Origin of the sequence: Noviherbaspirillum pedocola (genome assembly GCF_016632335.1) — a bacterium.
In the GTDB taxonomy this organism is placed as follows: Bacteria; Pseudomonadota; Gammaproteobacteria; order Burkholderiales; family Burkholderiaceae_D; genus Noviherbaspirillum_A; species Noviherbaspirillum_A pedocola.
This window is the reverse complement of record NZ_JAEPBG010000033.1, coordinates 1-24,025: the sequence shown is the minus strand read 5'-3', so window position 1 is coordinate 24,025 and position 24,025 is coordinate 1. Positions and strand designations below refer to the sequence as shown.

At 60.1% G+C, this 24,025-nt stretch carries 19 protein-coding genes and 1 pseudogene; 12 read left to right on the top strand and 8 right to left on the bottom strand.

Going from position 1 to position 24,025, the window contains the following annotated elements:
• Positions 1-67: 67 nt before the first annotated feature.
• Positions 68-1,507 carry a dihydrolipoyl dehydrogenase gene (locus tag JJB74_RS30690; protein ID WP_200598370.1) on the bottom strand — a complete coding sequence of 480 codons (1,440 nt, stop codon included), beginning with the start codon at positions 1,505-1,507 and terminating at the stop codon, positions 68-70.
• A gap of 227 nt (positions 1,508-1,734) precedes the next feature.
• On the opposite strand from JJB74_RS30690, the gene JJB74_RS30685 reads away from it, so the two are divergent.
• Genes JJB74_RS30685 through JJB74_RS30675 form a run of 3 tightly spaced genes read left to right on the top strand, consistent with a single transcriptional unit; the run spans position 1,735 to position 5,008 of the window.
• Positions 1,735-3,297 carry an amino acid adenylation domain-containing protein gene (locus tag JJB74_RS30685; protein WP_200598369.1) on the top strand — a complete coding sequence of 521 codons (1,563 nt, stop codon included), beginning with the start codon at positions 1,735-1,737 and terminating at the stop codon, positions 3,295-3,297.
• Positions 3,294-4,763 carry a hypothetical protein gene (locus tag JJB74_RS30680; RefSeq protein WP_200598368.1) on the top strand — a complete coding sequence of 490 codons (1,470 nt, stop codon included), beginning with the start codon at positions 3,294-3,296 and terminating at the stop codon, positions 4,761-4,763. Before JJB74_RS30685 ends, JJB74_RS30680 begins: the two co-directional genes overlap by 4 nt.
• Positions 4,760-5,008: an acyl carrier protein gene (locus JJB74_RS30675; RefSeq protein WP_200598367.1), complete on the top strand. Its 249-nt coding sequence runs from the start codon at positions 4,760-4,762 to the stop codon at positions 5,006-5,008. Before JJB74_RS30680 ends, JJB74_RS30675 begins: the two co-directional genes overlap by 4 nt.
• 87 nt (positions 5,009-5,095) lie before the next feature.
• Here the strand turns inward: JJB74_RS30675 and JJB74_RS30670 are convergent, their stop codons facing one another.
• Positions 5,096-5,530 (bottom strand): hypothetical protein, encoded by a 435-nt coding sequence (locus JJB74_RS30670; protein ID WP_200598366.1) that lies wholly within the window; start codon positions 5,528-5,530, stop codon positions 5,096-5,098.
• Between the two features lie 278 nt (positions 5,531-5,808).
• On the opposite strand from JJB74_RS30670, the gene JJB74_RS30665 reads away from it, so the two are divergent.
• A complete protein-coding gene (locus tag JJB74_RS30665; protein WP_200598365.1) occupies positions 5,809-6,258 on the top strand; it encodes a pyridoxamine 5'-phosphate oxidase family protein in 450 nt (149 codons plus the stop codon).
• 162 nt (positions 6,259-6,420) lie between these two features.
• Here the strand turns inward: JJB74_RS30665 and JJB74_RS30660 are convergent, their stop codons facing one another.
• From JJB74_RS30660 to JJB74_RS30645, 4 genes are all read right to left on the bottom strand, one after another.
• Entirely contained in the window at positions 6,421-6,630 is a 210-nt protein-coding gene (locus tag JJB74_RS30660; protein WP_200598364.1) for a cold-shock protein, read from the bottom strand.
• A 256-nt stretch (positions 6,631-6,886) separates the two neighbouring features.
• On the bottom strand, positions 6,887-7,147 hold the full coding sequence (gene infA, locus JJB74_RS30655; protein ID WP_200598363.1) for a translation initiation factor IF-1: 261 nt from the start codon (positions 7,145-7,147) through the stop codon (positions 6,887-6,889).
• A 402-nt stretch (positions 7,148-7,549) separates the two neighbouring features.
• Positions 7,550-8,017, bottom strand: a complete 468-nt coding sequence (locus JJB74_RS30650) for a cupin domain-containing protein (protein ID WP_200598362.1) — start codon at positions 8,015-8,017, stop codon at positions 7,550-7,552.
• Between the two features lie 267 nt (positions 8,018-8,284).
• Positions 8,285-11,443 (bottom strand): amidohydrolase family protein, encoded by a 3,159-nt coding sequence (locus JJB74_RS30645; protein ID WP_200598361.1) that lies wholly within the window; start codon positions 11,441-11,443, stop codon positions 8,285-8,287.
• Positions 11,444-11,686: 243 nt separating this feature from the next.
• Here JJB74_RS30645 and JJB74_RS30640 point away from each other — a divergent pair, with 243 nt between their 5' ends.
• A complete protein-coding gene (locus JJB74_RS30640) occupies positions 11,687-11,920 on the top strand; it encodes a hypothetical protein (RefSeq protein WP_200598360.1) in 234 nt (77 codons plus the stop codon).
• A 258-nt stretch (positions 11,921-12,178) separates the two neighbouring features.
• Here the strand turns inward: JJB74_RS30640 and JJB74_RS30635 are convergent, their stop codons facing one another.
• Together JJB74_RS30635 and JJB74_RS30630 are read right to left on the bottom strand one after the other, a co-directional pair.
• On the bottom strand, positions 12,179-12,856 hold the full coding sequence (locus JJB74_RS30635; protein ID WP_234485003.1) for an ADP-ribosylglycohydrolase family protein: 678 nt from the start codon (positions 12,854-12,856) through the stop codon (positions 12,179-12,181).
• A 211-nt stretch (positions 12,857-13,067) separates the two neighbouring features.
• Entirely contained in the window at positions 13,068-13,559 is a 492-nt protein-coding gene (locus JJB74_RS30630; protein ID WP_200598359.1) for an ADP-ribosylglycohydrolase family protein, read from the bottom strand.
• Positions 13,560-13,722: 163 nt separating this feature from the next.
• Here JJB74_RS30630 and JJB74_RS30625 point away from each other — a divergent pair, with 163 nt between their 5' ends.
• The 7 genes and pseudogenes from JJB74_RS30625 (at position 13,723) to JJB74_RS30595 (ending at position 23,901) form a co-directional block, all read left to right on the top strand.
• Positions 13,723-13,899: a hypothetical protein gene (locus JJB74_RS30625; RefSeq protein WP_200598358.1), complete on the top strand. Its 177-nt coding sequence runs from the start codon at positions 13,723-13,725 to the stop codon at positions 13,897-13,899.
• Positions 13,900-14,202: 303 nt separating this feature from the next.
• Positions 14,203-14,361 (top strand): annotated as a pseudogene (locus tag JJB74_RS30620) (WYL domain-containing protein); the annotation flags it as partial.
• Positions 14,362-14,513: 152 nt separating this feature from the next.
• Entirely contained in the window at positions 14,514-16,010 is a 1,497-nt protein-coding gene (locus tag JJB74_RS30615) for a type I restriction-modification system subunit M (protein WP_200598357.1), read from the top strand.
• Positions 16,007-18,145 (top strand): type I restriction-modification system subunit M, encoded by a 2,139-nt coding sequence (locus JJB74_RS30610; protein WP_234485002.1) that lies wholly within the window; start codon positions 16,007-16,009, stop codon positions 18,143-18,145. The genes JJB74_RS30615 and JJB74_RS30610 overlap by 4 nt, the downstream gene beginning before the upstream one ends.
• 5 nt (positions 18,146-18,150) lie before the next feature.
• The gene (locus JJB74_RS30605) at positions 18,151-19,332 is read left to right on the top strand and encodes a restriction endonuclease subunit S (RefSeq protein ID WP_200598356.1); all 1,182 of its coding nucleotides are present in this window, start codon (positions 18,151-18,153) and stop codon (positions 19,330-19,332) included.
• The gene (locus tag JJB74_RS30600) at positions 19,319-22,309 is read left to right on the top strand and encodes a type I restriction endonuclease subunit R (protein WP_200598355.1); all 2,991 of its coding nucleotides are present in this window, start codon (positions 19,319-19,321) and stop codon (positions 22,307-22,309) included. The genes JJB74_RS30605 and JJB74_RS30600 overlap by 14 nt, the downstream gene beginning before the upstream one ends.
• A 50-nt stretch (positions 22,310-22,359) precedes the next feature.
• Positions 22,360-23,901, top strand: coding sequence for a KAP family NTPase (locus JJB74_RS30595; RefSeq protein ID WP_234485001.1), 1,542 nt, complete (start codon positions 22,360-22,362; stop codon positions 23,899-23,901).
• Positions 23,902-24,025: the final 124 nt, after the last annotated feature.

The window sequence follows — 24,025 nt, the reverse complement described above, 5'->3', positions numbered from 1 at the left end:
CGCCCCAGGGACCGGGCGCTGCTTGGTCCTCGCGGCGGCTGCCACTGTAGTTTGCAAGCCGGGCCGCTCACGTCCCCGGCGTGCAATCCTTGCAGCGCTCCGGATCCGGCCTGGCCGGCTTGAGCCGCCGCAGCAACTGGCGCAGCGCGCTGCGCAAGCCCTCCTCGACGGTCGGATGGTAGAAGGGGCTGTCGACCATCTGCCGCACCGTCTGATGCTGCTGCAGCGCCCAGGCCAGCAGATGGCCGAGATGCTCGGCAGCCGGGCAGATCATTTCCGCGCCGAGGAACAGACCGCTGTCCGGATCGCCATACACGCGCAACAGGCCGCGGTTCTGCGCCATCACGCGGCTGCGGCCCTGGTCGTCGAAATTCACTTCGCCAACTTCGAAGCGCGTGCCCGCTTCCTTCAAGGCCGCATGGCCGGCGCCGACGATGGCGATCTGCGGATCGGTGAAGACGATGCCGAGGCGCGCGCGGCGCATCCTTTGCCTGACATCGGGATAGCAGCCGGCATTGTCGCCGGCGATGAAGCCATCGTCGGCAGCCTCATGCAGCAGCGGCACATCGCTGGCGGCATCGCCGGCGAGGAAGACGTAGCTGTCGCCGATGCGCCCGGTATGGCGGTCGGCATGCGGCACGCTGAATTCATCCAGACCGATGCCGGCATGCTGCAAACCGAGATCTTTCAGATTGGCACGCCGGCCGACCGCAGCCAGCAGGAAATCGAAGTGCTCGCTGCGCTGCGTGCCGCCTTCGCTGAAGTCCACCCGCACCGCATCGCCTTCCAGGCTGGCATGCACATCCTCGGCGTACGGCGCGAACGGCAGCGCATCGCAAAAGATGGCGCGCGCCGCCTCGACCACCGCCGGATCCGACAGCGGACCGACATTGCCGCCGCGTCCCAGCAGCCGCACCCGCACGCCGAGCCGGTGCAGCGCCTGCGACAATTCCAGCCCGATCACGCCGGCGCCGGCCACGGCAACCGAGCGCGGCAGATCGGTCCACGAAAACACATCGTCATTGACGATCAGCCGCGCGCCGAGCGCTTCGCGCCAGCCCGGCGGCAGCACCGGGCTCGACCCGGTGGCGATCACCACGCGGCCCGCCTCGACCTCGATATCCTCGCCCACGCGCAGCCGATGCGGCGCGACAAAGCGCGCGGCGCCATGCAGCTTGTGCTCCTCTGGCCAGCCTTGCACCGCCTCGAGCACGAAGCCGACGAACCGGTCACGCTCCTCGCGCACCCGGCGCATCACCGCCGCGCCATCGATGCGCACGCCATCCACGGCGATGCCGAAGCGGCCGGCTTCCTGCGCCGCATGCGCGGCATCGGCGGCGGCAATCAACAGTTTGCTCGGCATGCAGCCCACGCGCGCGCAGGTGGTGCCGTAAGCGCCGCTGTCGATGACCACGACCCGGTCCGTATGCGCCAGCGCCGCGCGATAGGCTGTCATGCCGGCGCTGCCCGCGCCGATGACGGCCACATCCACCTCCATGCGTTTCATCGTCTTCCCCTTTTTCATCGATCCGGGCGCCATGATGCACCGCCCCACCGGGAATTGTCACAGCGGCCACATGGCATGACAGAAACGTGCTTCTCCGCGCGCCGTTGATGCCGTGCCGATGCGCTTCGCTTACCATGCGCTTGCAACAATCCGTATAACCCGACCGCCAAGGTGGCACAGTCCACGCAGCGCCTTTTGACCGGCGGCAGACATCCGAGGATCCGATCTTGAACGAGAATGCCAATCTCGCCCGCGCGGTGCATCGTCGTGCGCTCGATACGCCGGAAGCGATCGCACTGGTATGCCAGGGCCAGACGCTGTCGTACGCCGAGCTGGCCGAGCGCGCCGCGCGCACGGCCGCCGGCCTGATCGAAGGCGGCGCGGTGCAGGCATCCGGCGCGTCACAGCGGGTCGGCATCCTCGCCTCGCGCAGCGTCGGCGCCTGCGTGGCCGCGCTTGGCACGGCCTGGGCCGGCGCGACCTACGTGCCCTTCGGCCTCAAGCAGCCCGAGGAAAGGCTGATCGAATTGTTCCGGCAATGCGATCTGTCAGCCCTCATTACCGACGATGCCGGCGCGCGGCTGCTTAGTCCCCGCGTGATCGAACATTGCCCGCCGCTGCGCATGCATCTCGGCACAACGCCGGCGCCGCAGGGCTTCATCACCGCGACGTCGCTGCCGCAAGCGATTGCCGCGCCGGCCTTCGTGGCTGCTGACGCCACCGCTTACATCATCTTCACCTCAGGCTCCACCGGCACGCCCAAGGGCGTCATGGTGTCGGCCTGCGCATTCCGGCGCTATGTCGAGGCCGTCACCGAAGTGCTCGGCATGCGCGCGGACGACCGTGTGCTCGGCGTCTCCGAGCTGGCCTTCGATGTCTCGGCCCACAACATGTTCGCCACCTGGCATGCGGGCGGCGCGCTGCATCTGCTGCCAGCCGCGGCGAGCTTCAGCGCCGTCGCCTATGCGCGCAAGGCCGGGGTGACGGTATGGAATTCGGTGCCGTCGCTGGTCGGCATGCTGCGCCAGATGCGCGCGCTGGGAGCCAACAGCCTGCCCGCGCTGCGCCTGACCGCGTTCGGCGGCGAAGCGTTGCCGGCTTCCATCGTCGCCGCCTGGCGCGAGGCCGCGCCGCATGCGGCCATCTTCAATGTCTATGGGCCGACCGAAGCGACAGTGGGCTGCATGGCGCAGCGGGTCGACGAACCGCCGCCGATCACGCCGGGCCGCGATGTGATCGCCATCGGCACGCCCTTTGCCGGCACCGAGGCAGCCATCGTCGACCATGACGGCCGCATGCTGCCGCACGATGCGACCGGCGAACTGGCGCTGGCCGGCGCGCAACTGGCGCAGGGCTATCTCGGCAGCCCGGATCTCACCGAACGGCGCTTTCGCGTCATCGACGGCAAACGCTGGTATCTGACCGGCGACCTGGCGCTGCGCGACGCGGCCGGCCGCTTTCATTGCCTGGGTCGTATCGATAACCAGGTCAAGGTGCTCGGATACCGCATCGAGCTCGATGAAGTCGATGCGCATTTGCGTGCCGCATCCGGCATCGATGTGGTCGGCTCGGTCGCCTGGCCGCTGGTGGACGGCGCGGCGCAGGGCATCGTGGCCTTCATCGGCGCGTCAGGCATCGACACTGACAACTTGATCACGGCATTGAAGGAGCGCATGCCGGCCTACATGGTGCCGCACCAAATCGTGGCGCTGCCCGACATGCCATTCAACGCCAGCGGCAAGGTCGATCGCGTGGCGCTGCTGCACCTCTTGCGGACCATGCCGCAATGAGTGCGAAGCCGTCTGCCGCGGCGCCTGCTAGCGGCGCGATGCGCCTTTTCGACATCGATCGACGCGAGGCCGTCATTGCTTTCGCGCAGACCGGTGTTGGCCGCGCTTGCCTCGTGCTGATCGCGCTGATTGCCGTGTATCCGCATTTCGGCGCCTGGCCGACATTCTTCGCGGTGGCCGGTGCATCGGCCGCAGCCGCATGGCCAGTCCGGCGCGGCGCGATCCTGTTCGCCGCCACATGGGCCAGTGCTTTTCTCAATACCGCGCTCGATGAAGTAGACACTGCCGACAATATCCGCGCGGTGCTGCTGCAGGAGCGGCTTGGCGAAGCTGTCGCCATTCCGCTGGCGTTGGGCTTTCTCGGTCTGTTCTTTCTCGCCGCATTGGCGCTGCTGCGCTGGGTGCAGGCGCGGCCGCAGTCGCTGCTGGCAAGACGGCCACTCACCACACTGCTGCTGATGGAGGCGCTGCTCTGCGTGCTCGGCAGCTTCGGCCTGTCGCACGGCTGGCCGCGCGCACTGCTGTGGTCGGCCGTCTTCGTGTTCGCGCCCTATCTGTGGTTCCTGCCCTTCGCCATCGCCGACCTGCGCTCGCGCACGCCATCGCCGCTGACGATGCAAATGGCCGCGCTGCGGCCGTTCTGGAGCCCGACCTATCTGCCCTTCGGCAAGGGCGCGGCTTTTCTGCGCAAGCATCTGTCTGCGCCGGGCCGCGAACTCGCAATCACGCAGATCAAGGCAGTGAAGCTGCTGATCTGGGCCAACCTGCTGTTCGCGCTGCGCGATGCGGCGCAGCGCGTTTTCGCTGATGGCGCCGGCATACCCGATCCGCACGACGCCATCGATGCGCTGCTGGCCGGCCATCCGTATCCCGTGGCAATGGGCTGGGCCGCGCTGGTGCTGGCCACGGGGGCTTATGCGCTGCAGATCGCAGCCTGGGCCGATCTGTTCATCGGCATCGCGCGCCTGGCGGGATACCGGCTGCCACGCGGTTCCTGGCGGCCACTTGAAGCGCGCACCCTGATGGATTACTTCAACCGCTTTCATTACTACTTCAAGGAATTGCTGGTCGATCTGTTTTTCATGCCGACCTTCTTCCGCATGTTCAAGACGCATCCGCGGCTGCGCATGTTCTTCGCCACTTTCATGGCCGCCGGCGTCGGCAACGCGCTCTGGCATTTCAGCCGCAACATCCTGGAAGTGGCCACCGCCGGGCCGGTTGATGCCTTTGCGAGTTACACCAGCTATGTGTTCTATGCGCTGATCCTTGCCGCCGGCGTTGCCGCGTCGCAGGTGCGCGCGAACCGGGGCATACGTCCGCCCTCTTCCCTTGCCGGGCGCGCGTGGTCGTTTGCGTTCGTCTGGTCCTTCATCATCTGCATCCATGTCTTCGGCGACGGCAGCCGCGTGCATACGCTCGCGCAGCGACTGAAGTTCATGGCCAGTCTTTTTGGAGCTTCGATATGAACACCACGGATAAACAGGAATTGCGCGCCTTCATCGAGAAGGCGCTTGCCAGCCATGCCGATCACGCAGGCCTGCGCGACGATGAATCGCTGTTCATCAGCGGCCGCCTCGATTCGTTCACGATGATGAACCTGGTGATGCATCTGGAACAGCAGTTCGGCATCGACTTTTCCGATGGCGATTTCGAGGTCGAACTGGTGGATACGCTGGATGCGATGGAGGCGCTGATTGATGCGCGTCGGTAGAGATGCAGTCGCATTGGCAGGGTGGGTGCAACCCACGCGCTTGTTCGAGCAACGTGTGGGTTGCACCCACCCTGCCAGCTTGCTGCGTCAATAACCGTAATACGGCTGGGCCACGCGTTGCGGCACGGCATAGCCATAGCCGTCATAGCCGCCCTGCACCGTCACCGGCTGCTGCGGGTAATACGATTGCGGCGGCGCCGGTTGCACATACTGCGGCGCGTTGCCGTAATAGGTCGGCGCGCTGCCGTAATAGGTCGGCGCTGCCGGCGGGTAATACGTCTGCGGCGGCGAGTAACTCGGCGCCGCGGTGGCATTCGCAATCACGGAGCCGATCACCAGTGCGCCCAGCACGCCAGCCACGATGGCCGCGCCATTGTCGCCGCCATGCCGGCCATGACCGCCATAACCCTCATGGCCACCATGGCCACGCTCCCATCTTCCTTCCGCATGCGCGGCCGGGGTGAGCGAAACGCCGAGCATGGCGGTAAGGGCAATTGTCGAGATCAGAGTCTTGCTGCGCATGATGTCTTTCCTTCACGGAGTCCCGCGCTGCTGCGGGAATGCTCTGAATATAGGAGCGTTTTCCCTGCGCAAAGGCTTTTCACATGTTCTGTTACGTTTTTTACCGGCGCGCCATCGCAGCTGATACCTTGCGCCTTGTTGACGCATCGCAGATGGTTTATGCCTCCTTCGATTAAGACATGAACTCGGCGGTTGGCACTGAAGGCGTAAGCGCACTGTCCTCACGCAGCCGCAAGCCTGGACCTCACACCGGCCGCATCGCAGCGAAGGAGCGCAACATGGACAAGGCGACACAGGAATTCATTCTGGACATCATCAACCAGGGCCGGGACCTCACGCTGGCCACGATCCGTCCGGACGGCTATCCGCAGGCAACCACGGTCAGCTATGCGAACGACGGCATGACGATCTATGTCGGCATCGGCGCCAACAGCCAGAAGGCGGACAACATCCGCCATTGCAACAAGGTCTCGCTGACGATCAATGCCGACTACACCGACTGGAATCACATCCGCGGCGTGTCGATGGCCGCGATCGCCGACTTCCTCACCGAGCCGGAAGAGATCGAACATGCGACCGCGTGCATGCTCAAGCGTTTTCCGCAGATAGCGCAATGGATCGGCACGCCGCAGGCAGCGCAAACCGTTCTGCTGAAGGTCCGCCCGCAGATCGTATCCGTGCTCGATTACGAAAAGGGTTTCGGGCACACCGAGCTGGTGCAGGTCTGAATGTATCGGCGCGGCAATGGAAAACGCCCCTCCGGCTTGCGCTGGAGAGGCGTTTCACTGTCTGGCCTGGTTGACGCTCAGGCGCTGTGCGGCTGAGCGTCTGGCGTCGATGCCATCAAGCGCGATGCAGTTGCATCACGAGCGGCATCGCGCCAGAAAGCTTCAGATAGCGCGGATATTGGTCGCCTTGTCGCCCTTCGGGCCCTTGCCGATCTCAAAAGACACGCGCTGGTTCTCGGCCAGGCTCTTGAAGCCATTTGCCTGGATGTCCTGGAAGTGGGCGAAGACATCGTTGCCGCCGTTGTCAGGCGTGATGAAGCCGAAGCCCTTGGAATCGTTGAACCATTTCACGGTGCCGGTTTGATTGCTCATGTTGTATTTCCTATGGATGAAGAAGGGCCTGAGGCCCGAAATGCACCTGTAATCAAGAAGGACAACCGAAGCGAATCAAACGGGAATGGCTCGGAACGAGCAAGACGGGAAAGAAACCAACAATGACGGCTTGATGCAAGTGCAGGCGCACAATATACAGGGGAAACCCGAAACCGCCTAAGGATATCGGTTTTATTTTTTGTCGAGCCGTGCGGCGCCTTCCCGGCGCGGCACATGCCTTGCCGCATGACAGCGTCTAACGGCGTCGCTGATACCCCGTGCTCACCGGCCCGCGCTTCTCGAGATGACGGAAGGTAATGCGGCCCTTGCTGAGATCGTAGGGCGACATCTGGATCGACACCTTGTCTCCGGCGAGGATGCGGATATGGTGCTGGCGCATTTTGCCGGCGGTATAGGCGATGAGCTGGTGTCCGTTTTCCAGGCTGACGCGGAAGCGGGAATCCGGCAGCACTTCGGTAACGAGGCCGAGCATTTCAAGCAATTCTTCTTTGGGCATGACAACTCCGGTATGGCTTGCTCCCCCGCGCTGTCGCCATGTCGCCGGCCCGTGTCGCAGGCATGCAGCTTATTCTGATGGCGGCTTCGCAAGCGCTGGTGGCAAGCGTTGATAAACAATCCCGCCGCGGATGAATGAGCGGACAGGCAGGGCAGGCAGTCGCGGCGTTGACGACGCCATGGATGGAAACGCGGGATGAAGGAATCGGCTTCGCATACATGACGCATCCATGCGCAGCCGAGAAGGGAAAGGCTGAAATGAAACCGGGCTTGGTGGGGGCAGGCATTCTGCCGTGCAACGCGGCGGACTATATCACATGCGCGCGCGGCCACTTTGCGCAGGCCGGCATCGCCCGCCGGGCCGCATGGAAACGTGGCGCCACCCGCTGCGATGGCGGCAGCCTTACACGTGCTGGTCAGCGCGCGTGCCGGCCGGCTGCACCGACCAGTCCGCCGGTTCGTCATCGGTATCGGCTTCGGCATCCGCCGCTGTCGGCTGCACCTTGCCCGGCTTGTGATGCGCCGGCGCGTACACCGCATATACCTGCATCGGCACGTCGCCGGTGTTGGTCACGTTGTGCCAGGTCCCAGCCGGGATCAGGATGCACCAGCCATCCGAGACCTCGCAATTAAAGCTCAGCTGGTCTTTGGCCGGGCCCATCTGCGCGCGGCCGCTGCCGGCATCCAGGCGCAGGAACTGGTCCGTCTCCGGGTGCATTTCCAACCCGATGTCCGCGCCCACCGGGATCGACATCAGCGTGACCTGCAGATAGCGGCCGCTCCAGGCCACGCTGCGGTAATGGGTGTTCTCGCGTGTTGCTGCCTCCAGATCAAAGGCCTGCGGCTGCGGCCCGATGTCTTTCACGGTCATGGCGTTTTCCTGCAAGTGAGGAGAGGAAATGGGCGCAGCGTGAAGCAAGGGACTGCTCCCCTGCCCATGAAGCCGGAGAGGAGTGCATGGGCATTGCTGAAGACCATAGGCCAGCACGCGCGATGGATGCTGAGCCAGCACAAGGAAACGCGCGTCGGCATTGCCGGCAGAACCGGGCGCGCCGTGGTGGGCGCGCCCTGCGCTTCAATGCGGCGTGTCGCACCGCGCATGGCCGGACAGCTACCATCCGCGGTGCTTCGCCATCACCTAGTCCGCATGCATGCCATTCTCCCCACACTCATGCGGATCGGCCTTGCACATACGGTTGTAGGCGATGATGGCCTTGCGGCGCGCGGCCAGCGCCAGCGGCGTCTGGAAAGGCGCGAGGATCTGCGCCTGCGTGTAGACATTGCCGTTCTTCATCACATACTCGACATTGGCCGCGTTCTTCAGGTCATCCAGCGGATTGCCGCGCACCGCCACCAGGTCGGCGAGCTTGCCCACCTCCACCGAACCGAGATCCTTGTCGACGAATGCCATCTTCGCCGCATTGATCGTCACCGTCTGCAGCGCCTGGTGATTGCCGAGCACCGAGCCCGCCGCGCGCAGGTTCATGTGCAGCGAGATGCCCGGCACCACCAGTGGCGAATCGGTGCCGTTGGCCAGGAGACCGCCAGCCGCCAGCACCTTGGCCTGCTGCTGCGCATCACGCTTGATGATGTCCAGCGTGGCTGCGCTCGGCGACTGCGCATTCTGCAGGCCGCTGATGAAGTTCGGCGGCACCAGCACGAAGCGCGGATCGGTGAGGATGCCAGGATCCTGGGCACTGAGCGCGCCGGCCGAGAACAGCGTGTCGATCAGGTGGAAGTCGGCCTTGCCATGCACGTCCGCCGCATCCTGGTAGGTGATGCTGTTGACGAAGGACTTGGACCAGCCATAGCCCATGCGCTGCGTCGCTGACAGGTGCGTGGTGCCGGCCAGGCCGGTGGCCGCGCCGGGCGCGATCATGTGGGTGCCGGTAGGCACGCCCATGTCGATGCCGGCCTGCGCGATTCGCACCATGATCGGTATCGGCGCGCGCACATAGGACTTCAGGAAGTCCGCGCCCATGGTCTTGGCCTTGGCGATCTCGATGTCGGCAATCTCCGGCGTGCGCAGCGTGCGCGCGAAGTTGTAGTACAGCCGGTTGCCTTCCCATAGCGGCGGCGACACGAACAGGCGCGGCCCGATCAGGTTGCCCGCTTCGAGCGCCTCGCGCATCTCGATGCTCTGGTGCAGCGGCCCGGCCACCGATTGCGTCGAGGTCAGTCCATAAGACAGCATCAGCGCCGCGATCTGGCCGAACTGCCCGCCCTGATACAGCGTCAGCGGATGGATATGCGGATCCCACAAGCCGGGCATCACCGTCAGCGCCGATGCATCGATGAAGCGCCCGACCCCGGCTTCGGCCCCGGCCTGTGCCGCCTTGATCGAAGTGATGCGGTTGCCGGTGATGAGGATGTCGACATTACGCTGCAGCGTCGCGTTCTTGCCATCCCACAGCGCGCCCGCGCGCACCAGCGTCGTGCCGCTCGGCGCGGCCGGCGTCCATTGCAGGTTGACCGCGACCTCGGTCGCGCTGCCGCCGCCGGCGGCAATGGTCTTGAGCTTGTTGGCCGACTTGTACAGGATGGTCTTCGAATCGCCGGACCAGGACGGCAGGTCGGCCGCTTCGGTGGTGATCGCCACTGCCGGCCCGGTCGGCGCGCCGTTCGGGCCAACCGGCATCACGTTCAGCACCGAGTCCATGATGAAGGCGACCTTGCTGCCATCGGGCGAGAGCACCGCCGCGCCTTCATCGCGCTCGGAGATCTGGCGCGGCGCCTCGGCCACCGGATAGAAGGTGCCCTGCTTGCTGGCGATGTCGATCACGCGCAGCTTGTTGTAACCCTCGCGGAAGCGGTTGTTGATGCGCTCGTTGTCCACGACCATCACCTTGCTGCCATCCGGCGTCCAGGAGGGCGTGCTGACCTGGGTGCTCACCGACGGCAGGATCACCTGCGCGCTGCGGCTGGCAATGTTCCAGACCTCGAGCTGGCCCGACAGCGTGGTGTAGGCAATGCGGTCTCCCGTAGGCGACATCTTCGGCGTGACCATCGATTTGCCGGTGATCGAGGCCAGCCGCGTGCGCGCCTTGGTGGCGATGGTGATCTGGTCCACCGCGAGCTGGCCGGCATTGCCCTTCTCGGAAGAGAAATACACCGCGCTGCCATCGGGCGTCCATTGCGGGCTGCCGTCGCGATCGGTGTCATTCGTCAGCCGCACCGGCGCCTGGCCTATGGTCATCACCCAGATGTCGTTGAGCGCGACGAAGGCGATGCTCCTGCCGTCCGGCGACAGCGCCGGCGCGGCAATGCCCATCACCTGGCGTGTTGCGAGGTTGGAGAAGCCGCGGTCCTTCGGATTCGTGATCGCCGGGCGACGCAGCGCCAGCGACGCGGTGAAGCTGACATCGCGCGAGTTCGCGCCGGCGGCGTCGCGGATGCGGATCTTGCCGTCGGCGCTATAGAGGAAGCGGCCGTCGGGCAGATAGCGCACCGGGAACGGGAACAGGTCTTCATTCGTGGTGACTTCCTTGCCGCCGACCAGGAGCGCCTTGTTCGCGTTCTGATAGACCAGGTTGTTGCCGGTCGGCGTCCATGCGGGCGCGGCGCCGGGCGCGACCGTGGCCGGCGTGGCGCTGCCGCCGAGCGCAAGCGTCATCACATTGCCATTGTCGACATAGGTCAGCTGCTTGCCGTCCGGCGACACCACCGGATTGCTTTCTGCGCCAGTGCCCTTGGTGATCTGCGTGGGTGTGCGGCTGTTGAGCGTCACGCTCCAGATCTTGTACTGGCCATCGTTGCTGCGGTCAGAGGAGAACACCAGGCCGCTGCCATCGGGCAGCCAGGCCGGCTCGCGGTCGTCGTTGGGCCCGGTAGTGATCTCGGTCGGGCTGCTGCCATCCGGATTGACGGTCCAGATATGGAAATTGCCTTCGGGCGCGTAGTTCTGAAAGGCGATCGTCTTGCCGTCCGGGGACCATACCGGCGCGGTCGGCTCGAGCTGCCAGCTGGTGATGCGGGTGGCGGCGCCACCGCTGATCGGTATCACCCACAACGCGCCCTGCGCGCTGAATACGATGCGCTGGCCGTCCGGCGATGGCGCCGCCGCCATGTTGGTGCCTTCGTGCAGCTCGACAGTGAGGTCCTTGGTTGCGCCTTGCAGTGTGTTGAGCTGGCTGATCTGTGCGCCGTTGGAAGAGCCGGATGAAGCGTTGTTGTCGTCGTTGCCGCCGCAGGCGCCGAGCAGCGCGGCGGTGACGGCAATAGCGATCGTGGACTTTGCGGGGATGGAACGGGCAATGCTGCGCCCGCCCGCGCGGTTGCGGGTGGTGAAGAATCGCATGAGTGTCTCCGGTGTCGTTATGTTTTTACGTACCTGCTCACGCGCTGGCGTTATGGGCCGGTACGTCGTTTCATCTTAGACAGGTTTCCGGGGAGCGCTTTGCTGTTTGGGCATGGGTTTGATTTGGGACAAATGCGGGTGTACATGGTGAGAGGCACACAACGCTGCGGAATGACTCGTGAAACTTGCTCCTGGCTGCGTTGATCGAAGCCGCATGCATACGCTGGACGCAAGGACCATCCAATGAAAGCCTCGATTCGAGAACGCGTCAGCGGTGCGCGACTGCGTGACGGGGTGCCGCCGCTGTATCGCGATGAAATCGTCAAGGGCAGCGATCCGGCCGGGGTCTATACGCTCGTGCTCTGTGCACACACCGAGCGCGACGTGGTGCATTCCGCGCCGCTGCTGCAGGCGTTTCGAAGACTTGGGGAGCCGGCGATCAATGGGGTGATCGTCGTTGGGACGGTGTTTACCTAGGAGGCGAAAGTGATTGCGGAAGAGCGTGGGGCGAGGATTGTGGCGCTACGCAAGGGGAAGTGGACGGATGAGTCGGCTCGGGGTAGGCAGCTTTGAGAGGTGCTTCGGGTTGAGGAAAAGTGCAATGCGTTGGAATGTTTCAGGATGGCGACCTGCTACCGCCGCGGTGGCCGATAGCACCAACAACTTGTCGCTTATTGCAAAGTCGGCTGCGCTGTGCTTGCATTGCCGAGTTCCTTCATGCCGGAAAGCCGCAATTCAAAATCCCGGGTACTTGCGCCAGATACGCTGGTTCAGCTCTTCATTTTCGCTGTGTTCACCGATCTCCCATTCCTTGAATGAGTAGAGGTCTTGGGCCAGCTCGGTGATGACGTCGGGCAGCTCCAGCGGCTCCAGCCATTCGCTGGGGATCGCCTTCACGCCATGCATCGCGCCCAGCAGGTTGCCCGTGATTGATCCCGTCGAATCGGAATCGCCATCGTGGTTTACCGCCAGGATCACGCCATGCTTGAAGTTGCGAGCGACCAGCGCGCAATAGATGGAGATCGCCAGCGCCTCTTCGGCGATCCAGCCTAGACCCAGTCGCGCCATGGCTACTTCATATGGCAATTCGGCGCCAGCAAGGTGCTCGGCCATTTCGATGGCGCGCATCGTCTCTTCAAAACTGGCCTTCGTTCGCAGGATAGCCTTCGAAGCCGTCAGCGCATCCGGAAGCGATGCGCCGTCGGTCAGCGCCAGGATCAGCACAGCCAGCACGCCACCGGTCAGCGCTCCTGTCGGGTGACCATGAGTCAGCGCTGCCAGCTCAGCGCCCAATTGGAAGGTTTCCTCGGGCGACCCATCCGGACGCAAGCGCCAGGCAAACAGTCCAACTAGCGCGACTTGCATCAGACCACCACAGCCCTTGCTGTTGTTACTCGCCGGCTCGCCGAGCAAAGGCATCGCACGCAAAGCTGCCAGACAGGTATTGCCTGGTGCGCGACGACGATGAAGCGCACGCTGTTGAAACAGCTAACCCGGCTCTTCGGTCCCGAACTCGATGTCGCGGATGGGACTTTCGCCTTATGTTCGCAGCCAGCGCAAGTTAGGCATGGGCCGTCACGCCGGAATAGGTAGTCATCCCTTTGAAGCAACCGCGCACCCAAGCTCAGATCAACCCTTCCGCGGTGAATAAGCTCATCTGGGTATCGTCGGTGATCGTTCCCAGGCCGCCGTAAGCCGGAGCGTATTGCGTGATGCCTTGTGGGCCAAAACGGCGAAGGATTTCAGTCCGGCTCATGAACTCGACCGGCGCCCCCAAGGTGTCACCGACTGCGCCGCCCAGCAGGCAGCCCAGAAAGCGCGCCTGGACGGTTTGCCTTTGCTGGCGCTTACTGCGCCAGGCCGGCTGTGTTGATGCCTCAAGCTGTTCCTCTTCACTGGGCAAGGAATGAGAGATGCTTAATTCCGCGGCCACCTGGGCAGCCGGCCGGGCGACGAGGTTCAACTGTTCTCGCCACTGAGGCATTTCGGAACCATCCCATTTGATGCTCAGGCCTTTCTCCCAATAGGACAGGTAGGACTCGCCTCGGTCAGCGGCATAGTCGTTGCCAAAGCTGGACGTGCAATCCAGCGCATACGCCCAGTTGTTTTCGCGCATGCATACACCGTGCTCTGGATCGGGCTTTTGGCTCAGACCGATCAGACTTTTGGCTCAGACCGATCAGATATCCCGCGCTCTTGGCGTCCAATGGACGAAAGACGGCGACCCGCAATGTTCCATCGTCGCGAGGAGTCATGGCAGCAATCAGCGAGTCACCTCGTTGAACGGCGACCAGCCTGGCGCCGAGATCGACTGGACCAAGTTCAAGCCACCAGTTATCGCCGGCAGCAGGGATGAACTTTCGGTTGTCGTCGCCTGCGATCAGTTCGGCAAGTCGATCCATTGCAGGCTCGGCTTGCTGCCACTGCGCGTCTCCATCGCTGCTGCGCTGCTGTAGTCCGTACAGCAGCGCAGCCAGTGTCGGTTCCGTTTCATCGGGTTGTGCCGCTTTCGCGTCGGCTATAGGGATGGAGTATGGGATGTCTGGCAACCCATATCGCTCCAGCGTCTCCGGCTTGAGATGAAACTCTACGAAATTCTGAATGGCGCCCGTAGCTGTCTCGTGATTGATGCGTCGATGTGCTGATCAAAGGGCAACGGATACCCGAATCACAAAGCAATCGTGACAGATTCTAGAGCAGACCATATACTTGCGGCAACACTCCGCACAAGTATCCGCCAACCGGTCTACATCGACCAAATGTCACACGAGCAGCTTGCAGACCTCACCCAACCGCAACGCGATCGGCTCGCGTTCGTCGAGTTGCGCGTGCGGTTTATTGGCGAGATCCGAAGACAGGGTTTGGTGTTGCGGTTTGGCGTTCGATCTTTGTCGGCGACTCGAGATCTGGCGCTCTATGGCGTCAAGAACGCGATGTTGGTTCCCGGCTACCGCTCTCCCTCCAAGGACCATGGAGAGGTACGACATGACTGCAAGCCGGTGAAGAAAACCGAACTGAGCCAAGTTTAGTGTGGGCATCCAGCAGCCCTCTATAACGAAAGACCATACGATTGAACGCGCAACACATCACCCTTAGTCAAGTTGAATCTCACCTATGGGAATCCGCCAACATATTGCGCGGCCCGGTAGATGCGGCTGACTTCAAGACTTACATATTCCCGCTGCTCTTCTTCAAGCGCATCTGCGATGTCTGGGATGAGGAGTATCAAGAAATCGTCGATGAAACAGGCGACGAACAATTGGCCTGGTTTCCCGAGTCACACCGCTTCCAAATCCCCGAGGATTGTCACTGGAACGATGTACGCGACAAGGCAAGCAACGTTGGCGCAGCTCTCCAATATGCGATGCGAGAGATCGAGAAAGCGAACCCGGACACCTTGTATGGCGTGTTTGGCGACGCGCAGTGGTCGAACAAGGAGCGCCTGTCAGATGCCTTGCTCAAGGATTTGATCGAGCACTTCTCCAAGCTCCCGTTTGGCAACCAGAACGTCAATTCAGACTTGCTTGGTGACGCCTACGAATACCTGATCAAGAAGTTCGCCGATGCCACCAACAAGAAGGCCGGCGAATTCTATACGCCGCGCAGTGTCGTGCGGCTCATGATCGACATGCTCGATCCGAAGGAAGCCGAGACCATCTACGACCCGGCCTGCGGCACCGGCGGCATGCTGCTGGCGGCGGTGCAGCACGTCAAGGAGATGCACGGCGACGTCAAGCGCCTATGGGGCAAGCTCTACGGGCAGGAGAAGAATCTCACCACTTCCTCCATCGCACGGATGAACTTGTTTCTGCATGGCATCGAGGACTTTAAGGTGGAGCGCGGCGACACGCTGCGCAGCCCGGCATTCTTCGAAGGCGACCGCTTGGCTACCTTCGAATGCGTGATCGCCAATCCGCCGTTTTCGCTGGAGAAGTGGGGCGAAGAGCTATGGCTGAGCGATCCCTTCGGCCGCAACTTTGCTGGTCTGCCGCCCTCCTCCAGCGGAGACTTCGCGTGGGTGCAGCACATGGTCAAGTCGATGGCTAAAGGGAGCGGCCGCATGGCAGTGGTATTGCCACAGGGGGCGCTGTTCCGCAAAGGCGTGGAAGGCAGCATCCGCCAGAAGTTGCTCGAGATGGATCTCATCGAAGCCGTGATTGGCCTCGCGCCAAATCTCTTCTACGGGACAGGGCTTGCCGCGTGCATCCTGGTTCTTAGAAAGCGCAAGTCGGCCGAACACCAGAAGAAGGTGCTAATTGCTGATGCCTCACGCTTATTCCGTCGCGGCAGGGCACAGAACTATCTGGAGCCCGAGCACGCTGCGGAAATTCTGGGCTGGTATCGCGGCTTTAGCGACATGCAGGACACAGTCCGCGTGGTGTCGCTTGACGACATTAAAGCCGAGGACTGGACACTGAACATCTCCCGCTACGTACTGCCACCGTTGCAGGAGGATATCCCACCCCTGCCCGAAGCCATTGCCGCCTTCAAGGACGCACTTGCGCGCTGCCGCGAGGCCGAAGAGCGGCTCGCGCAAATCATGACCGAAGGAGGGTGGCTGCAATGAGCAGAATCACCCAACAAGCACTCGAAAGTTATCTCTGGCGCGCAGCCGTGCTGCTGCGCGGCCTCATCGACGCAGGCGACTACAAGCAGTTCATCTTTCCGCTGTTGTTCTACAAGCGCGTATCAGATGTGTGGGACGAGGAATACCAGGCAACGTTGGCCAGCTCGGACGGCGATCTCTCCTACGTGCAGTTCGCCGAGAACCACCGTTTTCAGATTCCCGAAGGGGCGCATTGGAACGACGTACGGCAGACGCCAAAAAACGTCGGAGCCGCGATTCAAAAAGCCATGCGCGCCATTGAAACGGCCAACCCGGATCTGCTCGATGGCATCTTCGGCGACGCTACGTGGACCAACCGCGAGCGTCTGCCCGATGAGACGCTGAAGAACCTGATCGAGCATTTCTCCACCCAGACGCTGTCGTTGGCAAACGTTCCCGAGGACGAGCTCGGCAATGCTTACGAATACCTCATCAAGAAGTTCGCGGATGATTCTGGTCACACGGCTGCAGAGTTCTACACGAACCGCACCGTCGTCCATTTGATGACGCAGCTGCTTGCGCCGCAAGCCGGCGAGTCGATCTATGACCCCACATGCGGCACCGGCGGCATGCTGATCTCAGCCTTGGATGAAGTGAAGCGCTGCGGCGGTGAATATCGGACGCTCAAGCTCTATGGGCAAGAGCGCAATCTGATCACCTCATCGATAGCTCGCATGAACCTGTTCCTACATGGAGTGGAAGACTTCGAGATCATCCGGGGCGATACCTTGGCGGATCCGAAGCATATTGAGGGCGACCGTCTGCGCCAGTTCGATGTGATCCTGGCCAACCCACCGTATTCCATCAAACAGTGGAACCGCGACGCTTGGGGTAGTGACAAGTGGGGCCGCAATTTCCTGGGTACACCACCGCAGGGTCGTGCTGATTATGCGTTTCAGCAGCACATCCTAGCTAGTCTCAGCAACGAGGGGCGTTGTGCGGTACTTTGGCCGCATGGCGTCCTTTTCCGTAATGAAGAACAGGCAATGCGCGCCAAGATGATTGAGCAAGACTGGGTCGAAGCCGTTATCGGTTTGGGACCCAACCTGTTCTACAACTCCCCTATGGAGTCATGCATCGTCATCTGCAACCGCAAGAAGATGGCTGCACGCAAGAGCAAAGTTATCTTCATCGACGCGGTAAATGAGGTTACCCGCGAGCGCGCTCAAAGCTTCCTCATGCGCGAACACCAGCAGCGCATTCTGGCTGCCTACAAGGCATTTGTAGATGTGCCCGGTTTTGCAAAGGTCGCCACGCTGGACGAGATTAGCGCCAACGGAGCGAACCTTTCCATCCCGCTATACGTGAAGCGTATTGCCGCGGCAGTCGCCAGCGACAACAAGGGCGATGCGGTATCGCTACGCTCAGCTTGGGAAAAATGGCAAACCGATGGACGTACGTTCTGGCAAAAGATGGAAGCATTGGAGAGTGAGCTAGATCTGTTAGCAGAAGACGCTTATCAGCCCGCAGCGCTTAGCTTCGAGAGTTGCGAGGATATAGGTGAATTCGTTCGTAGCGCAACGCAGGAGATCGCCTTGAAGTTCCCGCAATCTGACGTTAATGCGTTGGAAGCAGGCATACAAGCCGCGGTGGACATAAAGAAGCTTATCAACGCGCGTGCAACTTCAGGCGCCAGCACTAACCAGAAGACGCTTGGCTTCATCACGCTCAATTCCCTCGGCCGAAGTGGCGGTAGTTCTTGGAAAGTCAGCAACGTTTTTCTGAACTTCAAGAAACTGGTGGATGTAGGACCGGACGTAGTGATTGCTAGCGCAGGTTATGCAAGCTCACCACCTTGGTTGCTACCGTTCATTGGGTTGTATGTCTTAAACAAAGCTGTTCGAAACGCCCAAGAGGCCATCACTGACGTTGAGGCGACACTTCTGCGCGCGCTTTGGCTAAATCGAAACGACAAGCGCGAGGTCCGAGAGGAGCACGCACTTGAAATGGTCAACAGTGAGCGAGCGAAGCTCCAGTTGGCCCAAATATCTCAGCGGCAGTTTAATGAGGCCGAAACTCGCCTGCTTCAGTTGCGCTGTATCGGAAAGTGCAATGGCGTCATCCATTTGCAAGAACGAGTATTGGTAATCAATTGATCGTCATGAAGAACACTGCAATGACTCGTTCAAGTAAGAACGTTAAATGGCCGAAAGTTAGATTTGGCGACGTGGTGCGACTTTCAAAAGCGCGCAGCCAGGATCCACTGGGCGACGGCTTCGACCGCTATGTCGGTCTGGAACATTTGGAGCCCGGCGATTTGCGCATCCGCAGTTGGGGCAACGTCGTTGATGGTGTGACCTTTACCAGCGTGTTCCAACCAGGACAGGTGCTGTTCGGGAAGCGCCGGGCGTACCAGCGCAAGGTTGCCGTGGCAGATTTCGTGGGCGTGTGCTCTGGTGACATCTATGTATTGGAGGCCAAGGACACCCAAGTTATATTGCCGGAATTGCTACCATTCATTTGTCAGACCGACGCCTTCTTCGATCACGCGGTAGGTACATCGGCTGGCTCGCTTAGTCCTCGAACCAACTGGACTAGCTTGGCAGATTTTGAGTTTGCGTTGCCGCCGTTAGAGGAGCAAAAGCGGTTAGTTATACTTTTCGAAGCAATCGCCGTGGTCGAAGAGGAGTTAAGAACCACTGAACACGAAGTAGACAGGCTACAAAAAGCGGCAATGCAAGACTTGCTAGATGCGGACCTCAAAAAATGGGAAAAGCGGCCGATTGGGGAAGCTTTCAAAGTGACGACTGGTGGGACGCCGAGTCGAAGCAATGCGACGTTTTGGAATGGTGACGTACCTTGGGTAAAGACCGGCGAGGTTAATTACTACGTCATTCAATCAACGGAGGAGCACATCACAGCCGAGGGGCTAAAGGGGTCTGCTGCAAAACTGTGCCCCCCAGGTTCCGTTTTGGTGGCGCTTTACGGGCAGGGGCCAACACGAGGTCGAGTCGGTATGCTTGGCATACAGGCGGCCGTTAATCAAGCCTGCGCTGCAATCTATCCAAACCCAGATTTTGATCCGTGGTTTGTCTTTTACTACCTGTCTGGTAAGTACCTATCGCTCCGAGCGATGGCTCAGGGTGCTGCACAACCCAATCTGAACCTGGCGATGATTAAAGCGTTCGACATACCAGTACCGCCCCTAGAAGAACAACAATCTGCAGTAGCTAGCATTGATGCGATAGCTAAAGCGAAGGCGGAGATCCTGCAACGACGTGAGCAAACAGCTGAGATAAAGCGCAAGTTGCGAGAGGAGACTATTGGCAATGTCATTTACTGAATCAAACACCATCGAAGCCTATGTCCGTGATCTCCTCTCCGGCCCGATCAAGACTGACTCAACTAATCGACCCCAGGAACTAAAAGCCAGTTACAGCGGCAGCACGAAGGGCATAGGTTGGTGCTATACCCCTCCTTTTGAAGTGCCGCGTCAGATTCACGAGGTATTGGTTGAGTCTTGGCTGCGGGATGCGCTGATTCGCCTGAACCCGGAGATTGCGGTCAAGCCTGAGCGCACCGACGAAGTACTCTACAAACTCCGCGCCATCGTGCTGGCCGTACGATCGGATGGCCTGATTCGTGCCAACGAGGAAATGACAGCCTGGATGCGCGGCGAGCGCTCCATGCCTTTCGGTCCGAACAATGAGCATGTGCCAGTACGGCTGATCGACTTCGACGATCTAACGCAAAATCAGTACATCGTCACCCAGCAATTTATCTACCGAGCCGGAGCTACCGAGCGCCGTGCCGATCTGGTATTGCTGGTCAACGGCTTGCCGCTTGTGCTGATTGAGGCCAAGACACCAGTCAAGAAATGCATTAGCTGGGTGGACGGTGCAGTGCAGGTACATGACGATTACGAGAAATTTGTCCCAGAGCTTTTCGTCTGCAATGTTTTCTCCGTGGCCACGGAGGGGAAGGCTTACCGATACGGCTCGATCGGCTTGCCAATCAAGGACTGGGGACCATGGCATTTGGATAGCGATGGCGACGATGTCCAACACCACCCACTGAAGTCACTCAAGCTGTCGGTCGAGAGCATGCTGCGCCCCCATGTGGTGTTGGACATCCTCGGCAGCTTTACACTATTCGCTACCGACAATAAGAAGCGCCGTATCAAGGTCATCTGCCGCTACCAGCAGTTCGAAGCCGCCAACAAGATCGTCGAACGAGTGCTGAAAGGCTATCCAAGAAAGGGATTAATCTGGCACTTCCAGGGTTCGGGCAAATCGCTACTCATGGTATTCGCGGCACAAAAGCTGCGCCTGCACGCCGGCTTGAAAAACCCGACGGTGCTTATCGTAGTAGACCGCATCGATCTGGACAGCCAGATCACCAGCACCTTCACCGGAGCTGACATTCCTAACCTGGAAAAGGCTGACAGTCGCGAGAAGCTGCAACAACTGCTGGCACAGGACGTGCGCAAGATCATTATCACGACGATCTTCAAGTTCGGCGAGGCCACCGGAAGCCTGAATGACCGTAGCAACATCATTGCGTTGGTAGACGAAGCCCACCGCACTCAGGAAGGCGATTTAGGCCGCAAGATGCGCGAGGCACTGCCCAGCGCTTTCCTCTTCGGCCTGACCGGCACGCCGATCAACAGGGACGACCGCAACACCTTCTACGCCTTCGGCGCTGAGGAAGATGAAAAGGGCTACATGAGCCGTTATGGCTTCAAGGAATCCATCCGCGACGGCGCTACGCTGAAGCTGCACTTCGAACCTCGCCTGATTGACCTACGCATCGACAGAGATGCACTGGACGCTGCCTACAAAGATCTCACCGGCGGTCTGTCGGACCTGGACAAAGATAACCTCGCCAAGACCGCCGCCAAGATGGCCGTGCTGGTGAAGACGCCCGACCGCATCCGCAAAGTGTGCGAGGACATCGTTCAACACTACCAGTCCAAGGTCGAACCCAACGGCTTCAAAGGTCAGATCGTCACTTTCGACCGCGAGTCGTGCCTGCTGTTCAAGGCTGAACTGGACAAGCTACTGCCAACTGAGGCCACTGACATCGTGATGTCAGTCCAGTCTGGCGACAAGAAGGAACATCCGGAGTACGCGCCCTACGACCGCAGTCGTGACGAAGAAGAGCGACTGCTCGATCATTTCCGTGACCCGGCCGACCCATTGAAGCTGATCATCGTCACAGCAAAGCTTCTGACAGGTTTCGATGCTCCCATCCTGCAGGCGATGTACCTCGACAAGCCGCTGCGCGACCACACGCTGCTGCAGGCCATCTGCCGTGTGAATCGCACCTACTCCGAGCAGAAGGACCACGGCCTGATCGTCGACTACCTCGGCATCTTCGACGACGTGGCCGCAGCCTTGGAATTCGATGACAAGAGCGTCAAGCAGGTAGTCAGCAATATCCAGGAGCTGAAAGACAAGCTGCCCGAGGCCATGCAGAAATGCCTGGCCTTTTTTTCAGGCTGCGATCGCACCCTGCAGGGTTACGAAGGCCTGATTGCCGCGCAGGAGTGCCTTCCCAACAATGAGGTGAGAGATAACTTCGCTGGCGAATACAGCGTGCTCAACAAGATCTGGGAGGCGCTTTCGCCGGACACCGTCCTCGGCCCCTTCGAGAAGGACTACAAGTGGCTATCCCAGGTTTATGAATCGGTGCAGCCACCCACCGGCAACGGCAAGCTGATCTGGCATTCGCTGGGAGCTAAAACGATCGAGCTGATTCATCAGAACGTGCATGTCGACGTCGTGCAGGACAACTTGGAAACCTTGGTTCTGGACGCCGACCTGCTCGATGCGGTGCTGTCGAATCCAACGCCGAAGAAGGCCAAGGAAATCGAGATCAAGCTTAAACGACGTCTGCGTGGTCACGCGGATAATCCCAAGTTCAAGATGCTGTCAGAGCGGCTCGATGCGCTAAAGGACCGTTTCGAGTCCGGGCAGCTCAATAGCGTGGAGTTTCTGAAGCAGTTGCTGGAGATCGCCAAGGAGACGCTGCAAGCCGAGAAGGAGGTCCCGCCCGAAGAAGATGAAGATCGCGGCAAAGCAGCACTGACTGAGCTGTTCAATGAGGTCAAGACGGCCGAGACACCTGTCATCGTCGAACGCGTCGTCGCAGATATCGATGAGATCGTGCGTTTGGTTCGCTTCCCAGGCTGGCAAGGCACACAGGCTGGCGAGCGTGAGGTGAAGAAGGCTTTGCGCAAGGCCCTCTTCAAATTCAAGCTGCATACGGATGAGGATCTGTTTGAAAAGGCTTACAGCTATATTCGACAGTATTACTGAGCCTTGTGTCTGAGTCGCATAACGAAACTGTAGCTTCAGGAGAGCAAACAATGGCGGCTAACAAGCCAGTGATGAAAATGCCCGAGTTGCTGGTGTTTGTTAAGGCGCTCGCCACTGGTTTTGTAGGTGCGGAGGTTTGGCGGGCCGCCTTCTACCTTGGTACAAACTTCGCTCTCACGTTGTCTACCGCAGCCCTCTACATGAATGTTGGGTGGATGCTGCTCGGAGTGCCAATATGCTTGATCTACGCAATAAAACGGGGCGCACACATTGCCGCCACGCGAATCATTCACAGCCAACGCATCGACCTGTTGGCTACCATTGCTATCGGCCTCTGGGCGAATGACCTGGCCGCGCCCTGGTTAGCCAATCTCCACACGGCGGTCAAGCATGGAAATCCTTATTGGGCACCTGCAATTTTTCTTCTTTTCTGCGCCATGCTGTTGTCCCCAATCGTTCAACAGTACAGGGTAACCCGGACAAAAAAGACGCAACCACAACTGTACTTTCTCGCTGATGAGGAAATCAGTCGCGAGGATGAGGACCTTCTCGCAAGTAGCGCACAAGCCAAATCGTTCGCGGAAACTGTACTCACAAGTGGAGTACACGCCGGGCTAATTTTTGGGGTCGATGGGCCATGGGGTATTGGCAAGACAAGCTTCATCAAACTCGCGGAGCATTACTGGGAGAGCGCGAAAGACAAAGTCGTTGTTTGTCGATTCGAACCGCTCCGGTATGCATCGGAGCCAGATCTTACAGAACGTTTGATCCGGGACTTATCCGCCGCGATCCAGCGAGAGGTTTTTGCTCCTGAGTTTCGGCCCGCGGCTTCACGTTATTCTCGCTTGGTAAAAGGAAAAGCCGACTTGTCATTCCTCGGCTTCAAACTTTCTTTAGAACCGTCACAGGAGACCGTTGATGAGCTGCTTGAGGATATTGACGAGGTCCTCAAGCGAATTCAACGTCGCGTGATTATCGTCATTGATGATCTGGATCGTTTAGACGCGAAGACTACCAACAACGTTTTGTTCGCAACGAGACGCACATTGAAGCTCTCTCAAGCGACCTATGTGCTTTGCTATGACACCGAGATGCTTGCTGCAAACAAGGAAGAAGGCTCGAGAGCACGGGAATTTCTTGAGAAGTTTGTGACAGTCAAGCTAAGTTTGTTTGTCGACAGCTCCAGCATTCGGGATTTCTTGAAGAGAGACTGGCAACGCCAAGAAAATCAACTCGGCTCTATTCCGTCAGACACGATGCTTAAACTGAACGCCGTGCTTAGCGAGTTAGCAGACATTCTTGATGGAGATTTAGCAGCGAAGTACTTACCCCTAGTTGGCGACATGCGAAAAGTAAAACGCTTCGTCAACGCCATGCTGCTCATGCAACTTGATAAGAGTGACCTGGGCCGTACGGACTTCAATAAAAGTGATCTGATCAATCTCGTGCTTTTACATCTGCATTACCCTGGTTTGTTCAGGCAGATCTATGCCGAAGAGACAGAGGGACGTTGCGGAATTTTCTCGGTGCGCCGCGAATACAAAGAACATAACTTCACGTTCGAAAACTCAACTGAGTTTCCACAGGTGTGAACCGCCCCGGCTTTGGAGGAGGCTGGTTGGTGTGAGTCAGACCGAGGTGGTCTGACGGGTAAATTGCTTGTAGTAGTTTGCCTCAGCTTCTGCCGGCGGGATATAACCAAGAGGCTCGAGCAGC